General features: G+C 63.4%; 23 protein-coding genes. 14 read left to right on the top strand and 9 right to left on the bottom strand.

Annotated features, from left to right (window positions below):
- The first annotated feature begins 76 nt into the window (after window positions 1-76).
- The 13 genes from ACWGTO_RS18920 to derI all read left to right on the top strand — a co-directional run bounded on the left by ACWGTO_RS18920 (window position 77) and on the right by derI (window position 15,235).
- Window positions 77-1,603, top strand: a complete 1,527-nt coding sequence (locus tag ACWGTO_RS18920) for an FGGY-family carbohydrate kinase (protein WP_454576325.1) — start codon at window positions 77-79, stop codon at window positions 1,601-1,603.
- Window positions 1,600-2,376 carry a DeoR/GlpR family DNA-binding transcription regulator gene (locus tag ACWGTO_RS18915; RefSeq protein ID WP_454576324.1) on the top strand — a complete coding sequence of 259 codons (777 nt, stop codon included), beginning with the start codon at window positions 1,600-1,602 and terminating at the stop codon, window positions 2,374-2,376. The genes ACWGTO_RS18920 and ACWGTO_RS18915 overlap by 4 nt, the downstream gene beginning before the upstream one ends.
- The gene (locus tag ACWGTO_RS18910) at window positions 2,373-4,085 is read left to right on the top strand and encodes a glycerol-3-phosphate dehydrogenase/oxidase (RefSeq protein WP_454576323.1); all 1,713 of its coding nucleotides are present in this window, start codon (window positions 2,373-2,375) and stop codon (window positions 4,083-4,085) included. The genes ACWGTO_RS18915 and ACWGTO_RS18910 overlap by 4 nt, the downstream gene beginning before the upstream one ends.
- A gap of 371 nt (window positions 4,086-4,456) precedes the next feature.
- Window positions 4,457-5,479: a sugar-binding transcriptional regulator gene (locus ACWGTO_RS18905; RefSeq protein ID WP_454576322.1), complete on the top strand. Its 1,023-nt coding sequence runs from the start codon at window positions 4,457-4,459 to the stop codon at window positions 5,477-5,479.
- 33 nt (window positions 5,480-5,512) lie between these two features.
- Complete coding sequence (locus ACWGTO_RS18900; RefSeq protein ID WP_454576321.1) at window positions 5,513-6,163, top strand: DUF2291 family protein; 651 nt, start codon at window positions 5,513-5,515, stop codon at window positions 6,161-6,163.
- On the top strand, window positions 6,160-7,701 hold the full coding sequence (locus ACWGTO_RS18895; RefSeq protein ID WP_454576320.1) for a sugar ABC transporter ATP-binding protein: 1,542 nt from the start codon (window positions 6,160-6,162) through the stop codon (window positions 7,699-7,701). The genes ACWGTO_RS18900 and ACWGTO_RS18895 overlap by 4 nt, the downstream gene beginning before the upstream one ends.
- Window positions 7,702-7,726: 25 nt before the next feature.
- A complete protein-coding gene (locus ACWGTO_RS18890) occupies window positions 7,727-8,860 on the top strand; it encodes an ABC transporter permease (RefSeq protein WP_454576319.1) in 1,134 nt (377 codons plus the stop codon).
- A 38-nt stretch (window positions 8,861-8,898) separates the two neighbouring features.
- Window positions 8,899-9,840, top strand: coding sequence for a substrate-binding domain-containing protein (locus ACWGTO_RS18885; protein WP_454576318.1), 942 nt, complete (start codon window positions 8,899-8,901; stop codon window positions 9,838-9,840).
- Window positions 9,841-9,950: 110 nt separating this feature from the next.
- Entirely contained in the window at window positions 9,951-11,510 is a 1,560-nt protein-coding gene (locus tag ACWGTO_RS18880; protein WP_454576317.1) for an FGGY family carbohydrate kinase, read from the top strand.
- A complete protein-coding gene (locus tag ACWGTO_RS18875; RefSeq protein WP_454576316.1) occupies window positions 11,507-13,024 on the top strand; it encodes a glycerol-3-phosphate dehydrogenase in 1,518 nt (505 codons plus the stop codon). Before ACWGTO_RS18880 ends, ACWGTO_RS18875 begins: the two co-directional genes overlap by 4 nt.
- Window positions 13,024-13,962: a sugar phosphate isomerase/epimerase family protein gene (locus tag ACWGTO_RS18870; RefSeq protein ID WP_454576315.1), complete on the top strand. Its 939-nt coding sequence runs from the start codon at window positions 13,024-13,026 to the stop codon at window positions 13,960-13,962. Before ACWGTO_RS18875 ends, ACWGTO_RS18870 begins: the two co-directional genes overlap by 1 nt.
- A 41-nt stretch (window positions 13,963-14,003) precedes the next feature.
- Complete coding sequence (locus ACWGTO_RS18865; protein WP_454576314.1) at window positions 14,004-14,771, top strand: triose-phosphate isomerase; 768 nt, start codon at window positions 14,004-14,006, stop codon at window positions 14,769-14,771.
- A 26-nt stretch (window positions 14,772-14,797) separates the two neighbouring features.
- Window positions 14,798-15,235 carry a D-erythrulose-4-phosphate isomerase gene (derI, locus tag ACWGTO_RS18860; protein ID WP_454576313.1) on the top strand — a complete coding sequence of 146 codons (438 nt, stop codon included), beginning with the start codon at window positions 14,798-14,800 and terminating at the stop codon, window positions 15,233-15,235.
- 23 nt (window positions 15,236-15,258) lie between these two features.
- Here the strand turns inward: derI and dhaL are convergent, their stop codons facing one another.
- From dhaL to oiaX, 4 genes are all read right to left on the bottom strand, one after another.
- Window positions 15,259-15,900 carry a dihydroxyacetone kinase subunit DhaL gene (dhaL, locus tag ACWGTO_RS18855; protein ID WP_454576312.1) on the bottom strand — a complete coding sequence of 214 codons (642 nt, stop codon included), beginning with the start codon at window positions 15,898-15,900 and terminating at the stop codon, window positions 15,259-15,261.
- Window positions 15,901-15,981: 81 nt separating this feature from the next.
- A complete protein-coding gene (locus ACWGTO_RS18850; RefSeq protein WP_454576311.1) occupies window positions 15,982-16,989 on the bottom strand; it encodes a dihydroxyacetone kinase subunit DhaK in 1,008 nt (335 codons plus the stop codon).
- 161 nt (window positions 16,990-17,150) lie between these two features.
- Window positions 17,151-18,485, bottom strand: a complete 1,335-nt coding sequence (locus ACWGTO_RS18845; protein ID WP_454576310.1) for a four-carbon acid sugar kinase family protein — start codon at window positions 18,483-18,485, stop codon at window positions 17,151-17,153.
- Window positions 18,486-18,488: 3 nt separating this feature from the next.
- Entirely contained in the window at window positions 18,489-19,739 is a 1,251-nt protein-coding gene (gene oiaX / locus ACWGTO_RS18840) for a 3-oxo-isoapionate-4-phosphate decarboxylase OiaX (RefSeq protein ID WP_454576309.1), read from the bottom strand.
- Window positions 19,740-19,925: 186 nt separating this feature from the next.
- On the opposite strand from oiaX, the gene ACWGTO_RS18835 reads away from it, so the two are divergent.
- Window positions 19,926-20,639 carry a transcriptional regulator NanR gene (locus tag ACWGTO_RS18835; protein ID WP_454576308.1) on the top strand — a complete coding sequence of 238 codons (714 nt, stop codon included), beginning with the start codon at window positions 19,926-19,928 and terminating at the stop codon, window positions 20,637-20,639.
- A gap of 2 nt (window positions 20,640-20,641) precedes the next feature.
- Here ACWGTO_RS18835 and apnL read toward each other — a convergent pair whose 3' ends face one another.
- From apnL to ACWGTO_RS18810, 5 genes are read right to left on the bottom strand one after another with little or no spacing between them, the layout of a single operon-like run.
- Window positions 20,642-22,480: a D-apionate lactonase gene (gene apnL, locus ACWGTO_RS18830; RefSeq protein WP_454576307.1), complete on the bottom strand. Its 1,839-nt coding sequence runs from the start codon at window positions 22,478-22,480 to the stop codon at window positions 20,642-20,644.
- Window positions 22,477-23,511: a Gfo/Idh/MocA family protein gene (locus tag ACWGTO_RS18825; protein WP_454576306.1), complete on the bottom strand. Its 1,035-nt coding sequence runs from the start codon at window positions 23,509-23,511 to the stop codon at window positions 22,477-22,479. The genes apnL and ACWGTO_RS18825 overlap by 4 nt, the downstream gene beginning before the upstream one ends.
- A gap of 2 nt (window positions 23,512-23,513) precedes the next feature.
- Window positions 23,514-24,578, bottom strand: coding sequence for an ABC transporter permease (locus tag ACWGTO_RS18820; RefSeq protein WP_454576305.1), 1,065 nt, complete (start codon window positions 24,576-24,578; stop codon window positions 23,514-23,516).
- Entirely contained in the window at window positions 24,575-26,122 is a 1,548-nt protein-coding gene (locus ACWGTO_RS18815; RefSeq protein WP_454576304.1) for a sugar ABC transporter ATP-binding protein, read from the bottom strand. Before ACWGTO_RS18815 ends, ACWGTO_RS18820 begins: the two co-directional genes overlap by 4 nt.
- Window positions 26,119-26,757 carry a DUF2291 family protein gene (locus ACWGTO_RS18810; RefSeq protein WP_454576303.1) on the bottom strand — a complete coding sequence of 213 codons (639 nt, stop codon included), beginning with the start codon at window positions 26,755-26,757 and terminating at the stop codon, window positions 26,119-26,121. Before ACWGTO_RS18810 ends, ACWGTO_RS18815 begins: the two co-directional genes overlap by 4 nt.

Raw genomic sequence — 26,757 nt, 5'->3', positions numbered from 1 at the left:
ATTTCCGCCACCCTTGCCCCAGCCTGCAGGATTGCCCTGCAGTGCGCATCGCCAGTAGCTGAAAGAGGCGGTGACCATGCCCTGTTTGCTCGGTATCGATAACGGTCTCACGGTTACCAAGGCGGTGATCTTCGACGCCGACGGCACGCAGTTGTCGGTGGCGCGTCGGCGGGTTGCGCAGTCGATGCCCCATGCGCGCTGGGTGGAGCGTGACATGGCCGGTCTCTGGCAAGCGACCGCCGACGCAATCAAGGAGGCGATCGCGCTCTGTGGCCGCCAGGCAGACGATATCGGGGCGGTGGCGGCGACCGCGCATGGCGACGGTCTCTACCTGCTCGACGAGGATCGTCGGCCGCTAGGGCCTGGAATCCTGTCGCTCGACAGCCGCGCTGGCGAGATTGTCGAACGATGGTCGGCCGAGGTCTTCGAAGACGCGTTGGCGCGCACCGGCCAGGCGCCGCACGTCTCGGCGCCATCGGCGCTGCTGGCATGGATCAGGCAGAACGATCCGGACCGCTACGGGCGCATCGGCCACGTGCTGGCCTGCAAGGACTGGCTGCGCTTTTGCCTGACCGGCACCATCGGCACCGACCGGACGGAGGCCAGCACCTCATTCACGGATTTCCGCACCCAAGCCTTCGCGCCGGAAGCGATGCGCATCTTCGGCCTGGACGATCTTTTCGAGGCGCTGCCGCCGGTGGCACATTCGGCCGACATCGTTGGGCATGTCACCGCCGAGGCCGCCGAAATGACCGGTCTGTCCAAGGGCACGCCCGTCGCCTGCGGCCTGCATGACGTGACCGCCTCCGCACTTGGCATGGGCGGCCATGAGGAGCGCACGCTCGCCATTGTTGCCGGCACCTATTCCATCAACGAAGTCGTTTCGTCAGAGCCGCGCGTCGACAGGCGCTGGTTCTGCCGCAACGCCCTTGACGCCGGACGCTGGAATAACATGGCGATCTCGCCGGCCTCGACCGCCAACTATGACTGGTTTCTCGACACGTGCTGCCGCTCGGAACAGGACAGGACAAACGCGGATGGCGGTTCCATCCACGAAACGCTGGCAGGAGAGATCGACGCCGCGCTGAAGAGGCCTTCGACCATCCTGTTCCACCCCTATCTGTTCGGCTCCCCTCACGGCGAAATCGCCAGCGGCAGCTTTGTCGGCCTGCACGGCTGGCACAATCGCGGCGATATGCTGAAGGCGGTTCTGGAAGGCATCGTCTTCAATCATCGGACCCATGTCGAAGCCTTGCGCGACGGCTTTGCTATCAGCGAGATCCGCCTGACCGGGGGCGGTTCGCGCAACCCCGCCTTCGTGCAGATGTTTGCCGATGTGCTGAACGCCCCGGTCACCGTCACCTCGACCGATGAGGCCGCCGCTCTGGGCGCCGCCCTTTGTGCCGGTGCCGCGGTCGGTTTGTTCGAGACGCCACAAGAAGGTGCAAGGCAGGTCGGCATGACGGCACGGAAATGTCAGCCCGTGCCAGCCTCAACTGCTGTGTTCAACGAGCGGTTTTCGCTCTACTGCCGCATCGCCGAGCAGATGAAGGCGCATTGGCCGGAAATCGAAAGGCTGGCGCGGCCGGAGGGAAACGCATGATCAAGGCCGACGAACGACGCGAAGAGATCGCCGACTATGTGATCAAGCTCGGCCAGGTGCGCATCGACGATCTGGTCGAGCATTTCGGCGTGTCGCGCATGACCATCCACCGGCACATCGACCGGTTGGCGCAGCAGGGCGTGCTGCGCAAGCTGCACGGTGCGGTGACGGTTCAGCCGTCCGGTCTCTACGAAAGCGCCTTCCGCTACCGGGTGACGGTCAACAGGGCCGAGAAGGATGCGCTGGCGCGGGCAGCACTGGATTATGTCGAAGCCGGCCAGGTGGTGATGCTCGACGATTCATCGACGGCAAATGCTGTTGCGACGCTGCTGCTCGATGTAAAGCCGCTGACAGTCGTCACCAACAGCGTGTCGACGGCTGCGCTGATGATCAATGTCGACGACATCGATTTCATCTGTCTCGGCGGCCAGTACCACGGCACCTACAATGCCTATATCGGCATCGTCTGCGAGAACGCCGTGGCGCAGCTGCGTGCCAATGTGCTGATCTGTTCGGCTTCGGCCATCACCGGCACCACGGCCTTCATCCAGGATCCGAATGTTGTGCGGGTGAAGCAGGCGATGATGGCCGCATCGGCCAAACGCATCCTTTTGGTCGACCACGCAAAGTTCGACCGGATCGCGCTGCATGTCTTCGACGATCTGACCAGTTTCGACGCCGTGCTGGTGACCGAGGGCCTGGGCGATGCGCAGGCGCAGAGCCTCGAGCGGTCGGGCGTGAAGCTGCGCATCGTCAAGACGAAAGCGCCATGAGCCCAGCCGACGGAGCAGGGGCGGACAATCGCGCCGGGCGTCTCGCCGCAATGGCTGCGGCCGGCGAGGTCGACGTCGTCATTCTTGGCGCCGGCATCAACGGGGCAGGGCTGTTTCGCGACCTGTGCGCGCAAGGCGTCAGCTGCCTGATCGTCGACAAGGCGGATTTCGGCTCGGGCACCAGTGCCGCGCCGTCGCGGCTCATCCATGGCGGCCTGAAATATCTCGAAACCGGCGAGTTCGGGCTGGTGGCGCAGTCGACGCTCGAACGCAACCTGCTTCTGCAGAACGCGCCGCACTATGTCAGCCCGCTGCCGACCGTCATCCCGATCTTCTCCTGGGGCAAGGGCATGCTGGCGGCGCTGCGCACGCTGTTCGGCTCGACCAGCGCACCGCGTAGCCGGGGCGCCATCCTGATCAAGATCGGCCTGATGATCTATGACTTCTACGGCTCGCGAAACCAGGTCATGCCACGCCACCGCATGGTCGGGCGGCGGCAGGCGCTAGGCGAGATGCCGGCACTGAGCCCCGCGATCGTCGCCACCGGCACCTATTACGATGCCAAGATAAGCCATCCTGAAAGACTGGTGCTGGAACTGATCCTCGACGGGCTGCAGGCAAATACAGCCTGCGCCAGCGCCAACTACACGGCACTCGGTACTTCAGCCAATGGGGTGCTCACCTTCCAGCCGGAAAACGGCAGCGCATTCTCGGTGCGGCCGAAGCTGGTGGTCAACGCCGCCGGTCCGTGGATCGACGACGTCAACGCGTTGCTTGGCGCGCCGTCGAAGATGATCGGTGGCACCAAGGGTTCGCACATCCTGTTGAAGCACGACGCGCTGGTCGAAAGCCTGGCCGGGCGCATGCTCTATTTCGAGGCCGATGACGGCCGCATCTGCCTTGTCTACGACTACCTCGGCCTGGCGCTGGTCGGCTCGACCGACATCAAGGCCAACAATCCGGACGCGGTGCGCTGTGAACCCGAAGAAGTCGACTATCTGCTCGACAGCGTGCGATCGCTGCTGCCGGGCATGGCGTTCGAGCGCGACCAGATCGTCTATGCTTATAGCGGCATCAGACCGCTGCCGACGTCCGAGGCAGCGACGCCCGGACTGATCAGCCGCGATCATTCGGCACCGGTCGCCGAGCCGGACGGCAACAGGCCGTTTGCGGTCATTTCGCTGGTCGGCGGCAAGTGGACGACCTTCCGCGGTTTTGCCGAGGAAGTCGCCGACACCGTTCTCAAGCGCCTGCAGCGCAGCCGCAAGGTGTCGACACAGTCGATGCCGATCGGCGGCGGGAGGGATTTTCCGGCCAATGCCGCGGCGCGCGCAAACTGGCTGGCTGAGGCACAGCAGGCAACGGGCGCCGGGGAAGGGCGCCTCGACCAGTTGCTGTCGCGCTACGGGACCAGAGCAGTGCAGATCGCCAAGTGGGGGGCGAATGATGAGGGTTGCCTGCCGGACTCCGACGGCTACGGCAAATCCGAAATCGACTACATCGTCCGCAACGAATTCGTCGAACATCTGGCCGATATCGTCATGCGGCGCAGCACGTTGGCGATAGGCGGTTCGCTGACATGTCGCGATTTGCAGAAGATTGCCGCCATCGCCGGGCGGGCGCTGGAGTGGGGCACCGAGCGGCTCACGCGGGAAGTCGAAGCCGCGATTGTCGAGCTCGAAGGCAGGAACCTGATGCGGCTGGACTGATCGCGCTATCGCCGATGCCGATAGCTGTTCCTGAGGCAATCGATCGTTTGGCTTTGTGCGCAAAACTTCCCATCTCACAGCCAGATTGGGATTTTCCAGAGCCACGATGCATTTGAACAAAAACAAACACTTAGCAATGACTTCGGCTGCCGTCACCTACGCGTCACAGTTGTCTTTAGCACGAGATAACACAGATTGACGTTAAATTAACACCTGCCTATGATCGCCTAATATGCTGAGCTCCTAATAGGCCCGCTTTGGCTTCCGATCCGTCGGCTGGGGCAACCATCCGCGAAGGGATTGACAGCGATGCAAAGGTATGAAAATTTTTGCACACAAAGATAATAATATCATCTCGAGGAGGAGATGGCTTGAAATCCGGTGGAGCCGCGAACCGCGACCATGAGTCCAGCCTCGCCACGCGTGCGGCCTGGCTTCATTATGCCGGGGGTCTGACGCAGGCTCAGGTGGCCAAGCGGCTTGGCCTGACCAGCCTCAAGGCGCACCGGCTAATCACCAAGGCCAACCAGGAAGGACTGGTCAGGGTTTTCATAGACGGCGACGTCGCCGAATGCGTCGACCTGGAACAGCGCCTGACCGCCGCCTACGGGCTCGACTATTGCGAAGTGGTTCCCGATCTCGATCAGGACGAACTGCCGTTGAAGGGGCTGGGTATTGCCGGCGCCCAGTTTTTGAAGCGCGAAATTGATCGCGGCGAAGACATGCTGATCGGCGTCGGCCATGGCCGCACGCTTGCGGCCAGCGTCGAATATCTGACGCGCACCACTGCTGCGCACATACGTTTCGTCTCGCTGCTTGGCGGCGTGACGCGCAAATTCGCCGCCAACCCGCACGACGTCATGCATCGCCTGGCCGAGCGGACCGGCGCGCAGGCCTTTGTCATGCCGGTGCCTTTTGTCGCCAACACCGCCGAGGACCGTGAAGTGCTGCTTGGCCAGCGCGGCATCAGCGATGTCTTCGCTCTCGCCAGCCGGTCCGACCTGATGTTCGTCGGAATAGGCACGGCCGAGCGGGAGGCATCGCTGGTCGCCACAGGCATGATCGAGCCCTCCGAAATCGATGAGGTCAAGCGTGACGGCGGCATCGGTGAATTGCTGGCACATTTCTTCGACGACAAGGGGCGCCCTGTCGAAACGGCGCTGTCGGAGAGAATACTGGCGCTTCCGCGAGACCAGTTGAAGGGCCGCAGGATCGTTGCCGTCGCCGGCGGCAAAGTGAAGGTGCGGGCCATCAAGGCAGTGCTCGAAAGCCGCTATCTCAGCGGCCTGATCACCGACGAATGCACGGCCCGCGCGCTTGTCGAGCAAAGCCGGCTCGATGATGCAGCCGGTGCCACGAAGCGCCGCGCGAACGGAGGATCGACGAATGCGTGACAACCGAAAATCCGTATCGCTGGTGATTGCGTCATGAGCGCGAAGGCTGCCTCCGCCCGGCAGGCTTCGCCCGGCCTGCGCCGGGCACTAGCCGGCGCTGCGGTTCTGGTTCTGCTCGGCGCGATGGCGCTTGACACCAAGGTGATCAAGATCGGCTCCGCCGGCGATGTTCGCAATGCCGTCTTTTCGGCCCCCGAATATGGCAAGTCAGAATTTCCCAAGGTGCAGGCCGATGTCGAGGCGCGTGCCGCCGACGCCGCGACGGTCGCGACGGCGATCGCCAAGGACAGGGCGACGGCCGAAAAGGAATATGGCGTGCCTGCGGGTGTCGGACCGGTCATCTCGGTCAAGTTCACCGGCGTTGTCGGCGAGGGAAAGTCTGGCATCTACAAGGTCGCCGTCGACGGTTTGCCGGACACGTTGACGGTCCGCGTGCAGACAGGGCCGGCCATCAACGGGACCGAGCTTCGCGACGCCACCGGCAAGATCACCTTCGGTCAGTTCACCAATCAGATCGAATATCAGGATGCCGGCTCGGCGCTGAACAACGAGATGAAGAAGGAGGTGCTGGCGAAAGTCGATACCAGCGCCTTGACCGGGAAGACCATAGCGGTGGTCGGCGCCTTCAAGCTGGTCAATCCGAAGAGCTGGCTGGTTACGCCTGTGAGGCTGGACGTCAAATGACAATGGCTGCCGGCACAGAGCCCGCGACTGGCGATGCCGTGCTTTCGGCGCGCAATGTCGTCATGTCGTATGGTGGCGTTCACGCGCTCAAAGGCGTCAACTTCGACATCCATCGCGGCAAGGTCACCACCCTTTTTGGAGAGAATGGCGCCGGCAAGTCGACGCTGATGAAGATCCTGTCCGGCGTTGTGACGCCGACATCCGGCGACATCGTGCTCGACGGCAATCTCGTCAGCTTTTCCTCGTCCTCGGACGCACGCGATCGCGGCATTTCTATCATCCACCAGGAGCTGAGCCTGGCGCCGAACCTGAGCGTTCGCGACAACATCTTCATGGGTCGCGAACTGCGCACCAGAACCGGCCTCGACTTCGCCGAGGAGTCGCGCCAGGCGCGGGCGCTGATGGCCGACCTCGAGGAAGACATCGATCCGATGACCCTGGTCGAGGACCTGCGCCTGGGGCAGCAGCAGATTGTCGAGATCGCGCGGGCGCTGTCGGTCGATTCCCGCATCCTGATCATGGATGAGCCGACCTCCGCGCTCAGCGCGACAGAGGTGGAGGTGCTGTTCAAGGTGATCCGCGACCTGACCAGCCGCGGCGTCTCGATCGTCTACATATCGCATCACCTCGAAGAGGCGCTGCAGATCACCGACTACGCCGTCGTGCTGCGCGACGGTGCTATAACGGCAACGGCCGAAGCCAGGGACATCGATCTCGAGTGGATCGTCCGCAACATGGTGGGCGAAAACTTCGATCTCGGGTCGCCCCCGACTGCTCATGCGTTCGGCGACGTCGCCCTGTCGATCGAGGACGTCAGCGTCATAGACGCTTCGGGTTCAGGCTATTCCATCGTCGATCACCTGTCGCTGGATGTCAAAGCGGGCGAGATCGTCTGCATCTATGGGCTGATGGGCGCCGGGCGCACGGAGTTGCTGGAATCTGTTGCCGGCCGCGTGCCGATGGCAGGCGGACGGGCTCTGCTGGAAGGCGAGGACGTCTCGGGGTTGACCATTGCCCAGCGCATCGGCAAAGGCCTTGTGCTCGTCCCCGAGGACCGCCAGCGCGATGGTCTGGTCCAGACGATGACCGTCGGCCGCAATCTGTCGCTTGCCAGCATCGAGGCATTCGCCAAAGGCCTGTTCCTGTCCCGGCCCAGGGAACGCGCGCTGATCGAGGATTCGATCCGCAAGGTGACCATCAAGACCGCCGGCGGCAACGCCATGATCGGATCGCTGTCGGGCGGCAACCAGCAGAAGGTCGTCATCGGCAAGATGCTGACGACCAACCCCAAGGTCATCCTGCTGGACGAGCCGAGCCGCGGCATCGATGTCGGCGCCAAGGCCGAAGTCTTTCGCTTGCTCAGCGAGCGCGCCGCGCAGGGCTTGGCGGTCGTCTTCTCGACCTCGGAGGTCAATGAGTGCCTTAGCATCGCGCACCGCATCGTCGTCATGCGGCGCGGCAAGATTTCAGCCGAATTCGGCGCGAACGCCACCAAAGAGCAGATCATGGCCGCCTCCGGCGAAGCCGTGGTCGCCTGATCATAGAATTTCGGAGCCCCGATCCATGACCGATGTCAGCCAGGCCAGCAAACAGTCCAGTCCCAGTGCGGGCGCCGAAGGCTTCGACGTGGCCAAGCTGCTGCTCGAGGGCCGGGCCTTCTTTGCCCTGATCGTCATCATCGTCGTCTTCTCGATCCTGTCGCCCTACTACCTCTCGGTGGCGAATTTCCTGACCATGGCCTCACATGTCGCCATCTTCGGGATTCTCGCCGTCGGCATGCTGCTCGTCATCCTCAATGGCGGGATCGACCTGTCGGTGGGATCGACGCTCGGGCTTGCCGGCGTCGTCGCCGGATTCTTGATGCAGGGTGTGACGCTGACCTGGCTGGGTGTCGTTCTCTACCCGCCGGTCTGGGTGGTCGCGGTGCTGGCCTGCATGCTGGGCGCCGGCGTCGGGCTGATCAACGGCGTGCTGATCGCGCGGTTCAAGGTTCCGGCCTTCGTCGCCACGCTCGGCGTCATGTACATGGCGCGCGGCCTGGCGCTGCTGATGACCAGCGGCCTGACTTACAACAATCTCGGCGGCAAGCCGGAACTGGGCAACACCGGCTTCGACGCGCTCGGCTTCAACCGGCTGTTCGGCGTACCGACCGGCGTTGTGGTGCTGGCGGTCATCGCGCTGATCGGCAGCATCGTGTTGAACCGCACCGCCTTCGGTCGCTGGCTCTACGCCTCGGGCGGCAATGAGCGTGCCGCCGAACTCTCCGGCGTTCCGGTCAAGACGGTGCAGATTTCCGTCTATGTGCTTTCGGGCATCTGCGCCGCCATTGCCGGCCTGATCCTGTCCTCGCAGCTGACCTCGGCAGGACCGACCGCCGGCACCACCTACGAATTGACGGCCATCGCCGCCGTCGTCATCGGCGGCGCGGCCCTGACCGGTGGCCGCGGCAACATCCGCGGCACTCTGCTCGGGGCCTTCGTCATCGGCTTCCTGTCCGATGGTCTGGTGATCATCGGCATCTCATCCTACTGGCAGACAGTGTTCACCGGCGCCGTGATCGTGCTCGCCGTGCTCCTCAATGCCGTCCAGTATCGCCGCCGTAGCAAGCTCCCAGCTTCGACGGGCGGCCAACCGACTTCTCAGAAACGGGGGAAGGCCGAAGCGGCCAATCCTGCCCAAGGGAAGACTGCCAGGTGACTGGCAGCAACACCGCGTAGATCATTGGAGGAATGTACATGAAAATCGTGCTTAGAAGTTTGCTTGCTGCCGCGATGGTGGTTGGGTTTAGCGCAGCCGCATCGGCCGCGGGCCTGATCTCGATCATCGTCAACGATCCGGCCAACCCGTACTGGCTGACCGAGGGCAACGTCGCCAAGGCTGAGGCCGAAAAGCTCGGCTATACGGCCAATGTCGCTGCCCATAAGGGTGACACCAACACGGAAAGCAATCTGATCGACACCGCCATCACCAACAAGTCGGTGGCGATCATCCTCGACCCGGCCAATGCCGATGGTTCGGTCGGCGCGGTGAAGAAGGCGATTGCCGCCAACATCCCGGTTTTCCTCGTCAATGCCGAGATCAACCAGGAAGGCCTCGCCAAGGGACAGCTTGTCTCCAACAACGCCCAGGGTGCGGCTCTCGGTGCCCAGCAATGGGTGCAGGCAGTCGGCGAAAAAGGCAAGTATGTCGAACTGCTCGGCGCCCCGTCGGACAACAACGCCGCCACGCGCTCGAACGGCTACGCGACCGTGCTGAGCCAGTACCCGGACCTCGAAAAGGCCGCCTCGCAGGTCGCCGACTGGGATCGTACCAAGGGTCACGACAAGATGCAGAGCATGCTGCAGGCCAACCCCGACATCATCGCTGTGATCAGCGGCAATGACGAAATGGCGCTCGGTGCGGTTGCTGCACTGAAGGAAGCCGGCAAGCTGGCCGGCATCAAGGTCGGCGGCTTCGATGGCTCCCCGGATGCGGTTGCGGCCATCAAGTCCGGCGAACTGCAGTACACCGTACTTCAGCCAGTCGCCATCTTCTCGGCCAAGGCCGTGCAGCAGGCAGACTCGTTCATCAAGTCGGGCGCTACCGGTGCCACCAGCGAGAAGCAGCTGTTCGATTGCCTGCTCATCACCAAGGACAATGTGGACAAGTACACCGCACCCTTCGTGCTGTCGGAATAAATCGTGCACAGGGGGTGTCCTTGCGGACACTCCCTGCCTCCTCTACGGCTTCCAGACCAAACAAAGACTGTTGCTTTGAACTGCCTTCATAGCCATCCGGAACTCTTCGCATGAAAGACCTGCTGATCGGGATCGACGCGGGAACCTCCGTGATCAAATCGGTCGCTTTCGATCTTTCGGGGGGGCAGCTTGCCATGGCGTCGGTGACCAACAGCTTCGTCACGCTGGAAGGTGGCGGCGCCGAGCAGGATCTCGATCAAACCTGGCGCGATATGGTTCAGACGGTTCGCGAACTGGCGACGAAAATTCCCGATCTCGCGCGGCGAATTGCGGCGGTGGCGATCACCGGGCAGGGCGACGGTACCTGGCTTATCGATGGCGACGGCATCCCGGTCGGGCGCGCCTGGCTCTGGCTCGATGCGCGCGCCGGTCACCTGGTGGACGAGATGCGGGCCGATGCCCGGGATCACACGCGGTTCGAGATCACAGGCACCGGGCTCAACGCCTGCCAGCAAGGCGCTCAGCTGAGCTGGCTGAAAAGGAATAGCCCGGAAATCCTCGAGCGGGCGGCCACTGCTTTTCACTGCAAGGACTGGCTTTACTTCAAGATGACCGGCGAGCGCGCCACCGACCCCTCGGAAGGTACGTTCACCTTCGGCGATTTCCGCTCGCGCAGCTATTCCGACGAGGTGCTCGACATCTTGGATCTGACGACGCATCGCCGCCTGTTGCCGCCCATGCTTGAAGGCACGACCGACCATCATCCGCTTTCTGCGTCGGCAGCAGGCGAGACCGGGTTGCTCGCAGGCACGCCGGTGGTGTTGGGTTACGTCGACATGGTCAGCACCGCGCTTGGCGCCGGCCTCTACGATCCGAGCGGCAATGTCGGCTGCACGGTCATCGGCTCGACCGGAATCCACACGCGCCTGGCGCGCACTCCTGACGATGTCGTGCTTAACGACAACGCATCCGGCTACACGATCGCCATGCCGGTACCTGGCGCCTATGCGCAATTGCAATCCAATATGGCGGCGACGCTCAACATCGAATGGCTGCTTGGGCTGGCGCGCGACGTTCTGACAGCCAGCGACGCAAAACCTTCGCGCGACGAGCTGCTGATAGCGCTCGATGTCTGGGTCGAAGGATCGGATCCGGGATCGTTGGTCTATCAGCCCTATATCTCGCTCGCCGGCGAACGCGGACCGTTCGTTGATCCCGATGCGCGCGCCGGCTTCATCGGTCTTTCGGTCAAGCACGGTTTTGGCGATCTGGCACGCGCGGTTCTCGAAGGATTGGCCTTTGCGGCACGCGATTGCTACCAGGCGATGGGCACGGTGCCGGGCGAAATCCGCCTGTCTGGCGGTGCGGCGCGCAGCCCATCGCTACGCCGCATCATCGCAGCCGTGACCCGCGCGCATGTCAGAACCAGCAGCCGCCAGGAAGCAGGCGCCGCGGGTGCAGCGATGATGGCCGCGGTCGGGCTCGGCGTCTATCGCTCCATGGATGAGTGTTGCGCCGAATGGGTGACGCCGCTTCTGGGCGAATGCGACGCCTATGACGAGGCGCTTTCCCAGACCTACGAGGCGCTGTTTCCATCCTTCGTTGCGGCGCGGCAGGCGCTGCGGCCGGTGTGGAAGAGCATGGCACACCGCACAGGAGCAAAGTCTTGAGCGATACGTCTGATGTTGTCGATCTCTTCGTGGTTGGCGGCGGCGTCAACGGCGCCGGCATAGCGCGCGATGCAGCCGGTCGCGGGCTGTCGGTCATCTTGTGCGAGAAGGACGATCTGGCGCAAGGCACCAGCTCGCGCTCCGGCAAGCTGGTGCATGGCGGGCTGCGCTATCTCGAATATTACGAGTTCCGGCTGGTGCGCGAAGCGCTGATCGAACGCGAGGTGCTGCTTGAGGCGGCGCCGCACATCATCTGGCCGATGCGCTTCGTGCTGCCGCATAGCCCCGAGGACAGGCCGGCATGGCTTGTCCGGCTCGGGCTGTTTCTCTACGACCATCTTGGCGGCCGCAAGCGGCTGCCGGGAACGAGGACACTGAACCTAAGAACGGCACCGGAAGGGGCGCCGATCAAGGACGAATTCAAGCGCGGCTTCGAATATTCCGACTGCTGGGTCGATGACGCCAGGCTGGTGCTTCTCAATGCGCTTGACGCCAGTCAGCGCGGCGCAAAAGTCTTCACTCGCACCGCCTGTATTGCTGCCAGGCGCGAAGGCGGCCTGTGGTCGATAGACATGCAGGACGGTCGCACCGGTGCTCTGACGAAGGTCCGAGCGCGGGGGCTGATCAATGCGGCGGGGCCGTGGGTGAACGACATCGTCAGCCGCGTCGCCGGGCAGAATTCCACCCGCAACGTTCGCCTGGTGAAAGGCAGCCATATCGTCGTGCCCAAATTCTGGGAGGGACGGCAGGCCTATCTCATTCAGAACAACGACAAGCGGGTGATCTTCGTCAACCCGTATGAGAACGATCTGGCGCTGATCGGCACCACCGACATTCCCTACGAAGGCCGACCCGAAGAAGTGGCGGCCGAAGCCAGCGAAATCGATTATCTGATCAAGGTGGTTAATCGCTACTTCAAGCGCCAGCTGACTGCGCAGGACGTGGTCTACAGTTTCTCGGGTGTCCGTCCGCTCTATGACGACAATGCCGACAACCCAAGCGCGGTAACACGCGACTACATCTTTGAACTCGATGCCCCGAATGGCGGTGCGCCACTGCTTTCGGTGTTCGGTGGCAAGATCACCACCTTCCGCAAGCTGTCCGAACACGCGCTGGAAAAAATCCAGCCATTCTTCCCGGCGATGAAGAAGGCCTGGACGGCCAAAATTCCGTTGCCGGGGGGCGACCTGCCGAACGCGGATTTCGAGCAGTTCCTAGGCGACTTGCATGCCGAGTTTTCGTGGCTTGGCCCTTCGCTGGTGAAGCATTACGCTCGAAGCTACGGCACGCGCACGCGCGCCTTGCTGAAAGGGGTCAAGAACGAAGCCGATCTCGGCCGACGTTTCGGCCCGAATTTCTATGAGCGGGAAGCGGTTTTTCTGTTCGAGACCGAATGGGCGATGACCGCTGCCGACGTACTCGAACGGCGGACCAAGCACGGCCTGCATATTAACGCGGCCGAGCGTAAGACATTCGAAGACTGGTGCACCAAGATCATGGCGGCGGCAAACTGATGGCCTTCACGCTCTCCCTCAACACCAACCCGCTGGTCAGTCGCTTCGCCGATCCGGACGATCTGATCGACGCGATTGCTTACGGCATCGGTATTCGCGACGTGCAGCTGACGCATGAATTCGTCAATCCGGGCTGGCCGGCGCCAACGATTGCCAAGTTCCTGCGCCTGTTCAACAGCGCCCTGGCGCGGACCGGCGTGCGCATCACCTCAGGGATGACCGGGCCCTATGGCCGGCTCAACCATTTCGGTCATCCGGACGCCGATGTGCGCCGCTATTATGTCGACTGGTTCAAGACCTTTGCCGACATTTCCGCCGAGCTTGGCGCTTCAAGCATGGGCACGCAGTTCGCCATATTCACCTACAAGGATTTTGATGATCCGCAGCGGCGCGCCGCACTTGTCGACATCGCGCTCGAATGCTGGCGCGAGGTGGCCGAACACGCCAAGGCTGCAGGTCTGACCTATTTGTTCTGGGAGCCGATGTCGGTGGGCCGCGAGTTTGGCCACACGATCGAAAGCTGCATCACGCAGCAGGGCGCCATCGATGGGGCCAAGCTGCCCATCCCGATGCAGATGATGGTCGACATCGATCATGGCGACGTGACATCGCCCAACCCCGACGACACCGATCCCTATGCCTGGGCGAAAGCCTTTCCATTGCAATCGCCGATAATCCACATCAAGCAATCTTCCATGAACAAGGGCGGCCACTGGCCGTTCACATCTGTTTACAACAAGGACGGCCGCATCCTGCCGGAGAAGTTGCTCGACACCGTGCGGGCGGGTGGCGGAACCGACAATGAAATCTGCCTCGAACTTTCGTTCAGGGAGAGGGAACCGGTCGATCATCAGGTGATTGAAATGATCCGCGAGTCGGTGGACTTCTGGGCGCCTTACATTGATAGCGGCCGCGACAGCCTCAAGCCTCGAAATTAATGAATCGAGCGCCGTCCGGATTCGGATCGAAGGAGAAAAGAATGACCCCATATTGGGTCGGCACCAGCTGGAAAATGAACAAGACGCTCGCGGAGGCGCTGCAGTTCGCCGAGGCATTGGCTGCCTTCGTGCCTGGTTTCGACCCGGCGATACAGCCTTTCGTCATTCCGCCGTTCACTGCCGTGCGTCAGGTCAAGGCGGCACTGGCCAAGACCCGCGTCAAAGTCGGCGCCCAGAACATGCATTGGGCGGACGCCGGCGCCTGGACCGGCGAGATCTCGCCGGTGATGCTCAAGGATTGCGGGCTCGACCTGATCGAACTCGGGCACAGCGAGCGCCGCGAGCATTTTGGTGAGACAGACAAAACCGTGGGATTGAAAACGGCGGCGGCCGTCAGGCATGGCTTGGTGCCCCTGATTTGCGTCGGTGAGACGCTGGACGAGCGTGAGACCGGCCGCGCCGATGAAATCCTGACCGCGCAGGTGCTTGGCGCGCTGCAAGGCCTCGCGGACAATGAAATGTCGGCGGAAGTCCTGTTTGCCTACGAGCCGGTGTGGGCGATCGGCGAGAAGGGCATCCCGGCCAGCGCCGACTATGCCGACAAGCAGCAGGCCCTGATCAAACAGGTCGCTGCAAGCCGGTTGCCGGCCGCCCCGCTGGTGCTCTACGGCGGCAGCGTCAATCCCGGCAATGCCGCCGAACTGATCGGCCAGCCGCATATAGACGGCCTTTTCATCGGTCGCTCGGCATGGCAAGCGGAAGGCTATATCGACATTCTGAAAAAGGCGTCGGCCGCGATCCCGCGCTGACCACGAAAACAAAGGAGATTATTGCCATGAAGATCGCACTTGGAGCCGACAGCGCCGGCAAGCCGTTGCTCGACGTCATCGCCAAGCATCTCGCCAGCAAGCCCGAGCTGCAGGTGGTCGATCTCAGCCAGGCCGGATTTTACGCCGATATCGCCGCCGCAGTTGGCCACGAGATTGTCGACGGCAAATACGACCGGGCCATCCTGTTTTGCGGCACCGGCATCGGGGTCAGCATCTCGGCCAACAAGGTGCCTGGAATCCGCGCTGCGCTCACCCACGACACCTATTCGGCGGAGCGCGCCGCAAAGTCGAATAACGCGCAAATTATCACCATGGGCGCCCGCGTCATCGGTCCGGAACTGGCGAAATCGATCGCCGATGCGTGGCTGGCTTCGGAGTTCGATCCGAACGGACCCTCTGCCGCCAACGTGCAGGCCGTCGACAGGCTCGACGCGAAGCGCTGAGATATCCCTCGGATCGCTCCTGGTCAGTCGGTCAAGGCGATCCGCATGGCCTCGATCACGGTCAGGGCGGACGCAGCGCCTGGATCCATATGGCCAAGCGAGCGTTCGCCAAGGCGCGATGCCCGGCCCTTGGTGGCGACCATCGCCTTGGTCGCTTCCGCGCCTGCCCTTGCCGCTCCGGCTGCGGCCATGAGGCTGCCGGCTAGGCCCCTGCCGGCAGCCAGGGCTTCGCCCGCCGCCGCCGCTGCAGGCGCCCAAGCATCCATCATTGTCTTTTCGCCAGGTGCGGCCTTGCCTCGATCCTGAATGCCCTTGGCCATGGCTTGGAACAGCGCGACAACGTCGGCGTCGTCGAGCGTCGTCTTGCCCTTCACGGCTGCCGCGCCGCGCATGAGCGCGGTGGCATAGAGCGGACCCGAAGAGGCCCCGACAGCATTCAGGAACGATTTTGCCGCGGTGTTCAGCAAGGTGGTCGGATCGGTCTTGCCGGCGTCCAGGGCTGCGACCGCGTCGCGAGCGGCGGAAAAGCCGAGCTCCATCGCGATGCCGTGGTCGGCATCGCCAATCACCCCGTCGAGCGCGCACAGCCGGTCCCTGTCGGCTGACATGGCGTCCGCGATAGCCACGAACATCGCGGCAAGGCGGGCGGTATCGATTGTCGTCATGTCTTCATCCCTTGCCGCTGAAGTCTACTGTTTGACGATGATCATTCCGAAGACCGGAACCCCACTTTTCGGGGTCACGGTCTAGCCGGCGCGAAACATAGCGCAGTCGCATGGGTGGTCCAGCATCGTCTGCAACTCGCCGTCGAGCTGGTGCAGCGTGATCGAGGCGCCGGCCATTTCAAGCGAGGTGCAGTAGTTGCCGACCCAGGTCGCGTGAATGGACACGCCGATATCGTCAAGCCTCTGCTTAACCCGACGGTTCATGATGTAGAGCTCCATCAGTGGCGTCGAGCCGAGCGAGTTGACGAGCACGGCGACTTTGTCGCCATGCACCGGCGCCATTTCGTCGAGAATCCGGTCCAGCATCTCGTCGGTGATCTCATTGGCTGTCTTCAGTTTTCCCCGCGCGATGCCGGGCTCGCCATGGATGCCCATGCCGATCTCCATCTCATCCGGGCCGATTTCGAAATTCGGCCGGCGGGTCTGTGGCAGTGAGCAGGGCGACAACGCCACGCCCATGGTGAACGTGTGGTCGTTGGCCTTTTTTGCGACGCGCTCGCACTCGTCGAACGACAGCATCAGGTCGCAGGCCGCACCGGCCGCTTTGAAGATGAAGAAATTGCCTGCGACGCCGCGCCGCCTGTGCCTGTCGCCAACGGGCGCGGAAGCGACATCGTCGGTGCTCAGCACCGTGCGCACCTCGATGTCGTCCATCGCTGCCATCTCGGCCGCCATGTCGAAATTCATCACGTCGCCGGCATAGTTGCCGTACATGAACAGAACCCCGGTGCCGCCGCTGACTGCCTTGGCGCATTCGAGGATCGGATCAGGGGGTGGCGAGGCGAAGACGTTGCCGATTGCCGCGGCATCGGCCAGCCCCTTGCCGACGAAACCGAGAAAGGTCGGCTCATGGCCCGAGCCGCCGCCGATGACGAGCCCGACCTTGCCGGGACGCGGCCCCGCGCGGGCAATTATCGAGCGTGGACTGCCGCCCACGCATTTGAGATGGCGCGGATGCGCGGCGAGAATGCCTTCCAGCATCTCGTCGACGGCGCGGTTGCCGTCGTTGATGATCTTCTTGGTCTGCACCGGCATCCTCCCGATCTCGGTATTCCGCAGATACTATCGAGTGTTGTCGTGATTTCCACCCGGCAGGAAAGGTTTACGCGGCAAGTTCTTCACCTGCCGCCAGGATATGCACGCAGGCCCTGGCTGCTTCTTTCCCTTAACCTGTGTGGGGCAGGGCGCCGCTAGCCGCCAACGCCATCACGGATGGCTGAGAAATAGCGATCGGTTCCGACCTGTCCGCCCTTCAGCGCCACTTCCAGCCCGTCGATTGCCTTGGTGCGCGAATGGGCGACGCACAGCGGGGAGCCGGGCGAGGCGGGCAGCGGCATCCTGACCGTCAGCGCATCGACGCCCATCTGTCCCAGCGCATGGCTGGACGTATCGCCGCCTGCAATGATGACGCGCTTCAGGTCCTGCTCTTCGGCCAGTTGCCGCAGCAGCGTGCCGAGGCCGCGGCCGAGCTTATGGCGAGCGCCTTGCTCACGGTCGATCTCGGCGCCGCGATCGGCCGTGGGTCCGAGCGCGGTGTAGAGGATGACGCTGCGCCCGGCTTCCAGGCCGGCGCGGCCGCTTGCTGCCGCACGCGCTATCGCCTGTTCGGAATTCTCCGAGACCAGTTCGATAGGATCGACTTCGATGCCGTCGAATCCATCGGTCAGCGCATGGCGAATCTGCCGCTCGGTCGTCGGTGAGCAACTCCCCGAGACCACCGCGACGCGGCCGGCAGTGCCGGGTGGCGAAAAGCGGGACTCGGCGTCAACGGCGGCAGTCTCCGCCCATTCGGCAATCAGCGCGTACTCGATGCCGGACGAGCCGACGGCGAAGGAACCACCGCGCTTGCGGCTGCGCCAGATCTCCCTGCCGGCAAGCGCCTGGCTTTCCGGACTGTCGACATCGATGAGCACGATCGCGGCACCATCCTCGGCGAGGCGATCGAAGGCCGCCGACCGGTTTGTCGAACGCAGCGTCGCGAGGTCGAGCAATCCCGAGGGCAGTGCGGTCTGCCGCGACAGGTGGATCAGAAGATCGGCCTCGTCCATCGGCGTCGCTGGATGCCGGCTCATCACCGGATGGCGATCGATGCGGTAGTATCTGTCGCGATAGGCCGCGAACAGATGGCCGAAGGCGGTGTATCGCTTGAGCTGCGGCGCGCCGACCAGCAGTGGCACGCTGGCCTGCGCGAAGACCGAACGGCCGATCTCGATTGCCCGGCCGATGCTGCCGATCGTCGGGCTGGAATCGAAGGTCGAGCAAACCTTGTAGTGACAGATGGCGGCGTTTAACGTCTTCAGCCAGGCGAAGGCATCCTTGAGATGCGTGTCCATCCATTGCGGTGTCTCGCTGCGGCTGGTGCCCGCGAGGCCAACCGCGCGGCAGTGCGGGAATTGCGCCAGCTGCGCCGCGTCCGGCTGGCGCATGAACAGCACGGTCGGCACGCCACCGAGCTCCAGCGCCTCCATCACATCGGTCGAGCCGGTGAGGTCGTCGCCATAATAGCTGAGCAGAAGGTCCTGCATGGCTCAGGCCGCCTTGCCGTCGCCAAATTTCTCGATCGAGCGCGCCAGCTCGGCATGGCTCTTTGCGAAGTCCGTGAGCGCAATGCCCTCGACCGCCGCCTGCCAAGCCTGCTGCACGGCGCGCACGCCGGCGCCGGGTCCGTCCGGATGGCTAACGATGCCGCCGCCGCACAAATAAAGAAGATCGACGGTGCGGCCGGTGCGTTCGTAGGTTTCAGGCGCCTGTCCGCCCCACTGCCCGGAACCTGCCACGGGCAGGGCGCAATCATCGGGCGAAAAGAGCGGTGTCGTCACCGCCTCGAAGGAGCGGATGAAGGACTCGTCCGGCTCCCAGTATTTCGAGGCGATGCCGTTGATCTGGAACTGGTCAACGCCGAGCAGCCGCCAGAACTGCTGCCACACGCTGAAATCCATGCCGAGCCCGGGATGTCGGGTGAGGATGTCCCAGCCATTGCGGTGCGCATGCAGCACCAGGCCGGAACGTTTTCTCAGGTACGCCATGCCGCCGAAGCCGATGGAGTTGATGTTGACGACGGCGCAATTGCCGCCGGCTTCGACCACGAGATCGTGGTTGCGCATCATTTCGTCGGGATCGGCATGAGAGATGCCGAAGGCATGCATCACCTTCTTGCCGGTCTTCTGCTCATGGTCGAGGATCAAAGGCATGATGGCCTTCACCCGTTCAGCCAGCGGCGAATAGGCCGGGCTCATCAGCTTCTCGTCGTCCTTGATGAAATCGACGCCGGCCTCGATCATCTCGCCCACCATCGCGGCCGTCTCATGCGGCCGCAACCCCAGCGCCGGCTTGACGATGGTGCCGATAATCGGGCGGCCCTGGACGCCGGTCAGCCGGCGGCTGCCGGCGACGCCGAATTGCGGGCCGGGATGGGCGCCCTTGAATTCCGGCGGCAGCTTCATGTCGACGATACGGATGCCTGACAGGCCCTTGATCGAGTAGGTGCCGCCAATGGCGATGGTCATCAGTGCCGACAGGTCGGTGCCGACGGCGTCGAACGGAAAGGCGATGTCGACATCGGCGCGCCGGAAAGGCCCGCTGCCGGCCTCGGGAATGGACGGCTGCGCGGCATCGGGCAGAGGCCGGATCGCCAGCACGCGGGCCGCGACGCGCGCCTTCAGCTCTTCCGTCTCACCAGGCAGCGCGACGAAGGTTCCAGTCGACTGGTCGCTGGCGATCTTGGCCGCCAGTGCCTCGATGCTGCCGGATGTTTCGATGCGGTAAGTGAGGGTGATCATGGAATGCCGGCCGGCCGAAAAGGGTTCGAAAAAAGTTTCGTCATGCGGCAAATCTGGTATAATGAGTACATGAGTAAAGCAAGCAAATATTCCAATCTCGCGTCGTGGCACGGGTAAGGCGCAGGCATTCCGGTAATCCGGCCGGAAATGCTAAACAGGAACCGGGCCAGGGAGTGATTCGCCACGATGAACCGTTCGGAGCCGATCGTCCGGCGCAAGCTTTCCGATGAAGTCTTTGCACGGCTGCAGCGGCTGATCACCAGCGGCGAACTGCAGCCGGGTGACGACATGCCGTCGGAGCGTGAATTGATGGAGCGCTTCGAGGTTGGCCGGCCGGCGATCCGTGAGGCGATGCAGGCGCTGAACAATATGGGGCTCGTCGCCATCTCGCATGGCGAGCGCGCCAAGGTGTTGCAACTGACCGCCAAGTCGATCATCAGGCAGGTCGATGGCGCCGCCAAGATCATTCTTTCTTCATCGAAAGACACGCTCGAGCACCTCAAGAGCGCGCGCATTTTCTTTGAGCGCGGCATGGTCAGGGAAGCCGCGGAAAAGGCCACCGCCGAAGACGTGCAGCGGCTCAAGGCAACGGTTGCCGAGCAGCGCGCCGCGCGTGGCGATTCCGAGGCTTTCATTTCGGCCGACATGAAGTTCCACACCCAGATCGCGATGATATCGGGCAACCCGATCTACGTCGCCGTCAGCGAGGCAATGCTCGGCTGGCTGAAGGAATACCATACCGAGATGCTGATCTGGACCGGCAAGGAAAAGTACACGCTGACCGAGCACGAGGAGATCGTCGATCGCATCGAGCATAGGGATGCCGAGGGCGCCGAGAAGGCGATGATCAAGCACCTCGAGCGCTCGCGCGCGCTCTACGTGATGAACTCCGAGAAATAGCCCTAACCGAGCCTGGTAATGGCGTAGGGCGACATCACCAGATGACCATGGCCAAATGCTGAAGCGTCGACCTGGACATCGTCACCCCTGAGATTGGCGAGCCACACAATGGTCTCGCCCGAGCCGGAGCGGCCGGCGAGCGCAGCAACGTGCGTCTCGTCGCTCGTGCCGGTCGAGACATGCGCGAGCCCGGCCAGTTCGCAGAGCCCTTTGATAGCTTGGAAGATCGGTCGCGGTGATCCCTCTACGGCGGGTTCGCCCGACGCCGCCAGCACACCGAACGGACCGGCCAAGCTCGACAGCGTCAGCATCTCCAGCCCGGCCGGCGCGACGCGCGCGGCATAGCCGATCGTCCACGCGGCGGCGAATTGGCCGTTGTGGCGCGGATCGCGGTTGGCCATGGCGATGCGCTGTTCCTGGGGATTGTCCTTGGTCGCGCCGCCATAGGGGTTCTGCCGCATGGCGATCGTCGACGGGCCGATCCGGTACGGCGTCGCGCCGAAGATCGCGCGCGCCGACCGCGTGATGAAGGGCAGAGCCTCCAGCGATTGCATGACGCTGAGATCGTCGGCGGCATGCACGAGCGGGCAGGTGCAGTGAGTGACGAAATCGAGCAGCCCGGCCGGCACCCGCTTGCGGTTGAGCTCGGTGAAATAGCTGAACATGCCGCCGCCGAGCCGGATATCGGGAAAGGCGCGCCGCGCGGCGGCATAGACGTCTTCGAGCGGCGGACAGTCCGGCCACGCGCTGCCCGGCGGCGTCGACTGCCGGTCGACGGAAGGCGAGACGGCAATGGCCGAAAGTTTTAGCCCGGCCTGGCGCACCATGTCGGCGACGGCTGAAAGGTCAGCTTCGAGATCGCCCGCGCAGGCAACGACGCATTCCAGCGTCGTCTGCACTGGATAGGCGGCGGCAAGTTTTGCAAAGGACTGCAACGCACCCAGCCCATGGCCACGTGTCGGGTCGTAGTGGAAGACAAGTTGCTGCGGGCCCAGCGCGGCCAATGTCGGAAGGTTTGCGAGCGCGGCCTCCACGTCATCCGGGTAGATGATCACGCCGATATCCGGCAGCCTCTGCCCGGCCTCGCCGAGTTCGATGCGCACCGGTTCGGTGCTTGTCGCGACAGCCGTTATTTTCCCCTCGCCGATGATGCGCAGGCTGATCGTCTGCCTGACGGTTTGACCGACAGGCAACACATAGGGCCATGGCAGCGCCAGCGGCCGGACATAGGTCTTGTAGGACGCATCCGACCAGTTGCGCTGGTCTTCCATCTCGAAAGTGTCGCCCTCCATCCGGCATTCGGCGGTGACGCCGGGCCGGACCTCATGGGTAATGGCGCGCAAATCCTTGAAAGGCTGCCAGGGATCGATCAACAGCGGCAGCTTCGTCGCCACCAAGCTGCCATCGGTATGCTCGACCGTGACCGGGCTGCCAGCCAGGCCGGCGATCGGATGCAGGATGCAGAAGCCGCAGCGATTGGTCTCAAAGTCGCTCTCGGGCAGAGCGCTGACGTCGAACACCAGTTCGCCGCTGGCGGAGCCCTTGATGGTGGCGCGAAAGCCGAGCCGGCTTGCGTCCGGCCCCGTGCAGCTTGCTGAATAGCTGACCGAAAAGGCGTCTGCGTCCTGGTCGATGACAAGGTCGGTCAGTACAGGCTCGTAAGTGCCCCAGTGGCGGTCGCGCACGATATAGGCGATGGCCCGGAGCACTTCGGTGCCGCCATGGCGGATGGTGCGCAGATTGCCATTGACGAAGTCCGCGCTGAGCGCGCCGGCGCTGAGCCTGACCGGCGCGGCTTCGACCACATGCGTGCCATAGAGGAGGAAGCCGTCGGTGGTCATCTCAACAAGGCGTCGAGCTGCACCGGTTCCCGGCTCGCCGCACCCGTATAGGCGGCCTCGACCAACGCGAATGTCTTGAGATTGTCGGCGCCCGAGGTCGCCGGTTCGATCCCCCTAGCCAGGCAGTCGACCCAGTGCTGCTGGATGGCAACGACGCTCTCCTGGATGTTGTGCCATGGGCGCGATGCCCAGGGCAAGAGCGGCGGCGAGACGTCGGTGACCCTTGTGCCGTTCCTGCCGGTGACGGTGAGCCGGTAGCCCTGCGCCAGCCGGATTGTGCCGTCGCTGCCGTCGATCTCGATCAGCGTTTCGGGAAACGGCTCGACGGCAAGCTTCGTCGCGTAGCTGCAGTCGACGACCGACGTCACGCCGTTCTTGTGGTCCATCAACATCGTCGCGACATCTTCGCCAGCGATATCAGGGTTGATGCGCGCGGTTCGTGTCGTGATCGTCGACACATCGCCCAGCAGGAACCGGGAAATGTCAAGGCTGTGGATGCCGAGGTCCTCGATGATGAAGCGCTTTCCCTTGGCGAGATAGGGCTGGCCGGAAAACACGTCATAGGCGGAGCGAAAGGAGATACGGCCGAAGAAGGGCGTGCCGATCTCGCCGCTGTCGAGCACGGCGCGCACCGCCTGGATCGGCGACTGCCAGCGAAAATTCTCATGCACCATCAGCGGTATGCTGGCTCCCACGCAAGCCTTCACCATCGCCTTGGCGTCGGCAAGCGTCGGCGCGAACGGCTTTTGGCAGATTGCAGGCACACGGTGCCGCGCCGCCATCTCGACCAGCGGCCGATGGCTGGGCGCGGTGGTGGCGATATCGACGAAGTCCAGCGTCTCGCTTTCGAACAAAGCAGCCGCATCGGTGTAGCGCTTGGCGATGCCGAACTGGTCGCCGACGATCTTCAGCCGTTCCGGGTCGCGGTCGCAGATGGCGACGATTGAGGGGCCCTCTATGTCGCGCCAGGCATGCATCTGGTTGACGGCAAAGAAGCCGCAGCCGATCAGCGCTCCGCGCAGCTCCGCCATGTTCAGCCTGCCTTCGCCATCTGCATCAGCGTCACCCGGCTCTGCAGCCGGCGCTGCGCCTGGTCGACGACGACGGCGACGATGATGACCAGGCCCTTGACCACCATCTGCCAGAATGAACTCACGCCCATCATCACCAACCCGTCCGAAAGAATACCGATGACGAAAGCGCCGACGATGGTGCCGCCGATCGTGCCGCGCCCGCCCGACATCGAGGTGCCGCCAAGCACGGCCGCCGCAATCGCGTTGAGCTCGAAACTTTCGCCTGTCGCCGGATGCGAGGCCATCAGTTCCGACGAGATGATCAGGCCGACGATCGCCGCGCAGAAACCGGAGAACATGTAGACGAACATCTTCACCATGTTGACACGAACGCCCGAAATTCGCGACGCCCGCTCATTGCCGCCGACAGCGAAGATGTGGCGGCCGAGCGGCGTGTATTTGGCGAGATAGGCCGCCGCCAGCGCAACGACGATCAGGATCCAGATCGCCACCGGCAGGCCGAGCAACCGCCCGGCGCCGAGGAAGCCAAAGCCGGTGGTGCCGAGCGCAGGCTTGCCGACCAGGTTCGGGAAGGTGCGGCCATCCGACGACAGCAGCGCCAGGCCGCGCGCGACATAGAGCACGCCAAGCGTGGCGATGAACGGCGCGACATTCAGCCGGGTGATCAGCAATCCGTTGACGGCGCCGATCAGGATGCCGACCGCCAGCGTGATCAGTGCGATCTCGACGACGTTGAAATAGATTGTGTAGCCGATCTGCAGGTCGATGCCGTTGAGCACGAGATAGCCGGCCACCATGCCGCACAGGCCGACGATCGAGCCGACCGACAGGTCGATGCCGCCGGTGATGATGACGAAGGTCATGCCCATGGCCAGGAACGCGTTCAGCGCCACATGTTTCGACATCAGGATCAGATTGGCGGTCGACAGGAAATTCGGCGCCGCGATCGAAAAGAAGATCAGCACAGCGATCAGCGCAATGAAGGTCCTCGCCTTCATCAACGTCAGCAACAGCGAGCCGCTCGGGACGGAGGAGGAGGCCGCCTTGGCCGGGATATCAGTCATGGGCTCTCCGTGTGCGGGGCCGGTCCGTGGCCAAGTGCCGAGGCGGCGACAAGGGCTGCCTCCGTCGCCTCGGCGCGATCGAACATGCCGGTCAGTTTTCCGTTGCTCATCACCGCAATGCGGTCGGACAACGCCATCACCTCGTCGAGGTCGGAGGTGGCGAACAGAATGCCCAGCCCGTCGCGCGACAGTTTGCGCATGGTGCGGAAGACGTCGGCCTTAGCGCCGACATCGATGCCACGGCTCGGCTCATCCATCAGCAGCACCTTGGGGCCGGTGAGCAGCGCCTTGCCGATCACCACCTTTTGCTGGTTGCCGCCGGACAGCGAAGAGACCTCCTGCGCCGGGTCGGCGACCTTGATCGCCAGTTCCTTCACCATCTGCGTCACCGCCTGTCGTTCGGGGCCGCCACGGATGTGGAACAGGCGCACAAACCGCGACAGGCTGGCCAGCGTCAGATTGCTGGCCACCGACAGGATCGACACCAACCCTTCGCGCTGGCGGTCTTCGGGAATCAGCGCCAGCCCGCGCCGGATGCGCCGCGTCGTATCGCGCTCCTTGACCTTCTTGCCGGCAATGAAGATCGCTCCGGTGGCCTGGCCATGGCGGCCCATGATGCAGTCGAACAGCTCGCTGCGTCCGGCGCCCATCAGGCCGTATATACCAAGAATCTCGCCGGCGCGCAGTGACAGCGAGACGTGGTCGACCGCCAGCCCGCCGGTCGCGCGCGGCAGGCAGATGTCCTCGGCGCGGAATATTTCTTCGCCGGGAACATGGCCGTCGGCCTTAGCGAAATCCTTGGCGTCGGAGCCGATCATCTGCCGCACGATCCAGCGCGTGTCGACGTTTCTCATCTGCTCCTGGCCGGTGATGTGCCCATCGCGCAGCACGGTGATGTAGTCGCCGATGCGGATCAGCTCTTCCAGCCGGTGCGAGATGTAGACGATGGCCACGCCTCGCGCTTTGAGGTCGGCAATCACCTTGAATAGTATCTCGACTTCCGCCGCACTCAGCGCCGAGGTCGGCTCGTCCATGATCAGGATGCGCGCATCCAGCGAAACCGCCTTGGCGATCTCGACCAGCTGCTGCTGGCCGATGCGCAGATCCTCGACCAGCATGTCAGGCCGGATCCCGGCCTGCAGGCGTTCGAGAAATTGCGCCGCGCGGCGCTCCTGCTCCTTGCGGTCGATCTTGCGGAACCGGTTGGTGATTTCGCGGGTAGCGAAGATGTTTTCGGCGACGGTCAGATTGCCGAACAGGTTCAGCTCCTGGAACACCATGCCGATGCCGCGGTTCACCGCATCTCCCGACGATGAGAAGGAGACCTCCTCCCCTTGCAGAAGAATCCGGCCGAGCGTCGGCTGTTCGACGCCGGCGATGATCTTCATCAGCGTAGATTTGCCGGCGCCGTTTTCGCCGACCAGCACATTCACCGCGCCCTTGCGCACCTCGAAATTCGCGCGCTTGACCGCGACGGTGCCGGAATAGACCTTGGAGACGTCTTCCAGCTTCAGGATGACATCGTGAGCGGAGGCGGCACTCATGGTTTCGGCCCGATTTCTGCCTCCGCCGGCGTCACCAGCGGCAGGTCCTGGCCGCTTTCGAGCGTATAGGCGCCGAGAACCTTGGCGGTCCGGCCTTCCAATGCGTCGCGCGGCAGTTTGGAAAGCACGGTTTTGTCGGCATAGGCGTTGAACGCCTTGCCGAACTGGGCGAAGTCGATCTGATTGGTAAAATCGTTGAACTGGATGAAATCGAGGCTGTCGCGCAGCGCGGTTCCCCGCATCGCGGGTCCGATCTGCACCCGCGCATCGGCCTTGCCGTCGCCATCGACATCGATATCCATCGTCGCCGCGCGCGACGCTGTGTTGGCGGCGATGATTTTGCCCTCGACGCGCACCGCGAAAGTCCATGGCGAATTCGCCTGCTTGTTCGGATTGCCATATTTGGCGCCGGCGGAAGCGGGATCGGTTTTCGCCAGCACGTGGACCTCGGCAAACGGTCCGGCTTTCCGCTGGAGATAGGGCACCACCTTCGCCACCCAGATCTCCTCGACCATCTTGTCGGGGTTGAAGGCGTTGCCGCTGTCCCCCGAAGGCGTCGGGAGAATCTTGCAGGCGGTCAGGCTGATGCCGACTGCAACGACAAGGATCGGCCAGGTCGGCTTGTTGTTCAGCAT

The sequence above is a fragment of the Mesorhizobium sp. PL10 genome (genome assembly GCF_053714315.1).
The sequence above is the reverse complement of the archived record's forward strand: the minus strand, read 5'-3'. Positions and strand labels throughout refer to the sequence as shown.

Excerpts from the sequence above, each read along its gene's own strand:
- ACWGTO_RS18920 (WP_454576325.1), top strand. The coding sequence starts at position 77 with ATGCCCTGTTTGCTCGGTATCGATAACGGTCTCACGGTTACCAAGGCG.
- ACWGTO_RS18915 (WP_454576324.1), top strand. The coding sequence starts at position 1,600 with ATGATCAAGGCCGACGAACGACGCGAAGAGATCGCCGACTATGTGATC.
- ACWGTO_RS18910 (WP_454576323.1), top strand. The coding sequence starts at position 2,373 with ATGAGCCCAGCCGACGGAGCAGGGGCGGACAATCGCGCCGGGCGTCTC.
- ACWGTO_RS18900 (WP_454576321.1), top strand. The coding sequence starts at position 5,513 with ATGAGCGCGAAGGCTGCCTCCGCCCGGCAGGCTTCGCCCGGCCTGCGC.
- ACWGTO_RS18895 (WP_454576320.1), top strand. The coding sequence starts at position 6,160 with ATGACAATGGCTGCCGGCACAGAGCCCGCGACTGGCGATGCCGTGCTT.
- ACWGTO_RS18890 (WP_454576319.1), top strand. The coding sequence starts at position 7,727 with ATGACCGATGTCAGCCAGGCCAGCAAACAGTCCAGTCCCAGTGCGGGC.
- ACWGTO_RS18885 (WP_454576318.1), top strand. The coding sequence starts at position 8,899 with ATGAAAATCGTGCTTAGAAGTTTGCTTGCTGCCGCGATGGTGGTTGGG.
- ACWGTO_RS18880 (WP_454576317.1), top strand. The coding sequence starts at position 9,951 with ATGAAAGACCTGCTGATCGGGATCGACGCGGGAACCTCCGTGATCAAA.
- ACWGTO_RS18870 (WP_454576315.1), top strand. The coding sequence starts at position 13,024 with ATGGCCTTCACGCTCTCCCTCAACACCAACCCGCTGGTCAGTCGCTTC.
- ACWGTO_RS18865 (WP_454576314.1), top strand. The coding sequence starts at position 14,004 with ATGACCCCATATTGGGTCGGCACCAGCTGGAAAATGAACAAGACGCTC.
- derI (WP_454576313.1), top strand. The coding sequence starts at position 14,798 with ATGAAGATCGCACTTGGAGCCGACAGCGCCGGCAAGCCGTTGCTCGAC.
- dhaL (WP_454576312.1), bottom strand. The coding sequence starts at position 15,900 with ATGACGACAATCGATACCGCCCGCCTTGCCGCGATGTTCGTGGCTATC.
- ACWGTO_RS18845 (WP_454576310.1), bottom strand. The coding sequence starts at position 18,485 with ATGCAGGACCTTCTGCTCAGCTATTATGGCGACGACCTCACCGGCTCG.
- oiaX (WP_454576309.1), bottom strand. The coding sequence starts at position 19,739 with ATGATCACCCTCACTTACCGCATCGAAACATCCGGCAGCATCGAGGCA.
- ACWGTO_RS18835 (WP_454576308.1), top strand. The coding sequence starts at position 19,926 with ATGAACCGTTCGGAGCCGATCGTCCGGCGCAAGCTTTCCGATGAAGTC.
- apnL (WP_454576307.1), bottom strand. The coding sequence starts at position 22,480 with ATGACCACCGACGGCTTCCTCCTCTATGGCACGCATGTGGTCGAAGCC.
- ACWGTO_RS18825 (WP_454576306.1), bottom strand. The coding sequence starts at position 23,511 with ATGGCGGAGCTGCGCGGAGCGCTGATCGGCTGCGGCTTCTTTGCCGTC.
- ACWGTO_RS18820 (WP_454576305.1), bottom strand. The coding sequence starts at position 24,578 with ATGACTGATATCCCGGCCAAGGCGGCCTCCTCCTCCGTCCCGAGCGGC.
- ACWGTO_RS18815 (WP_454576304.1), bottom strand. The coding sequence starts at position 26,122 with ATGAGTGCCGCCTCCGCTCACGATGTCATCCTGAAGCTGGAAGACGTC.
- ACWGTO_RS18810 (WP_454576303.1), bottom strand. The coding sequence starts at position 26,757 with ATGCTGAACAACAAGCCGACCTGGCCGATCCTTGTCGTTGCAGTCGGC.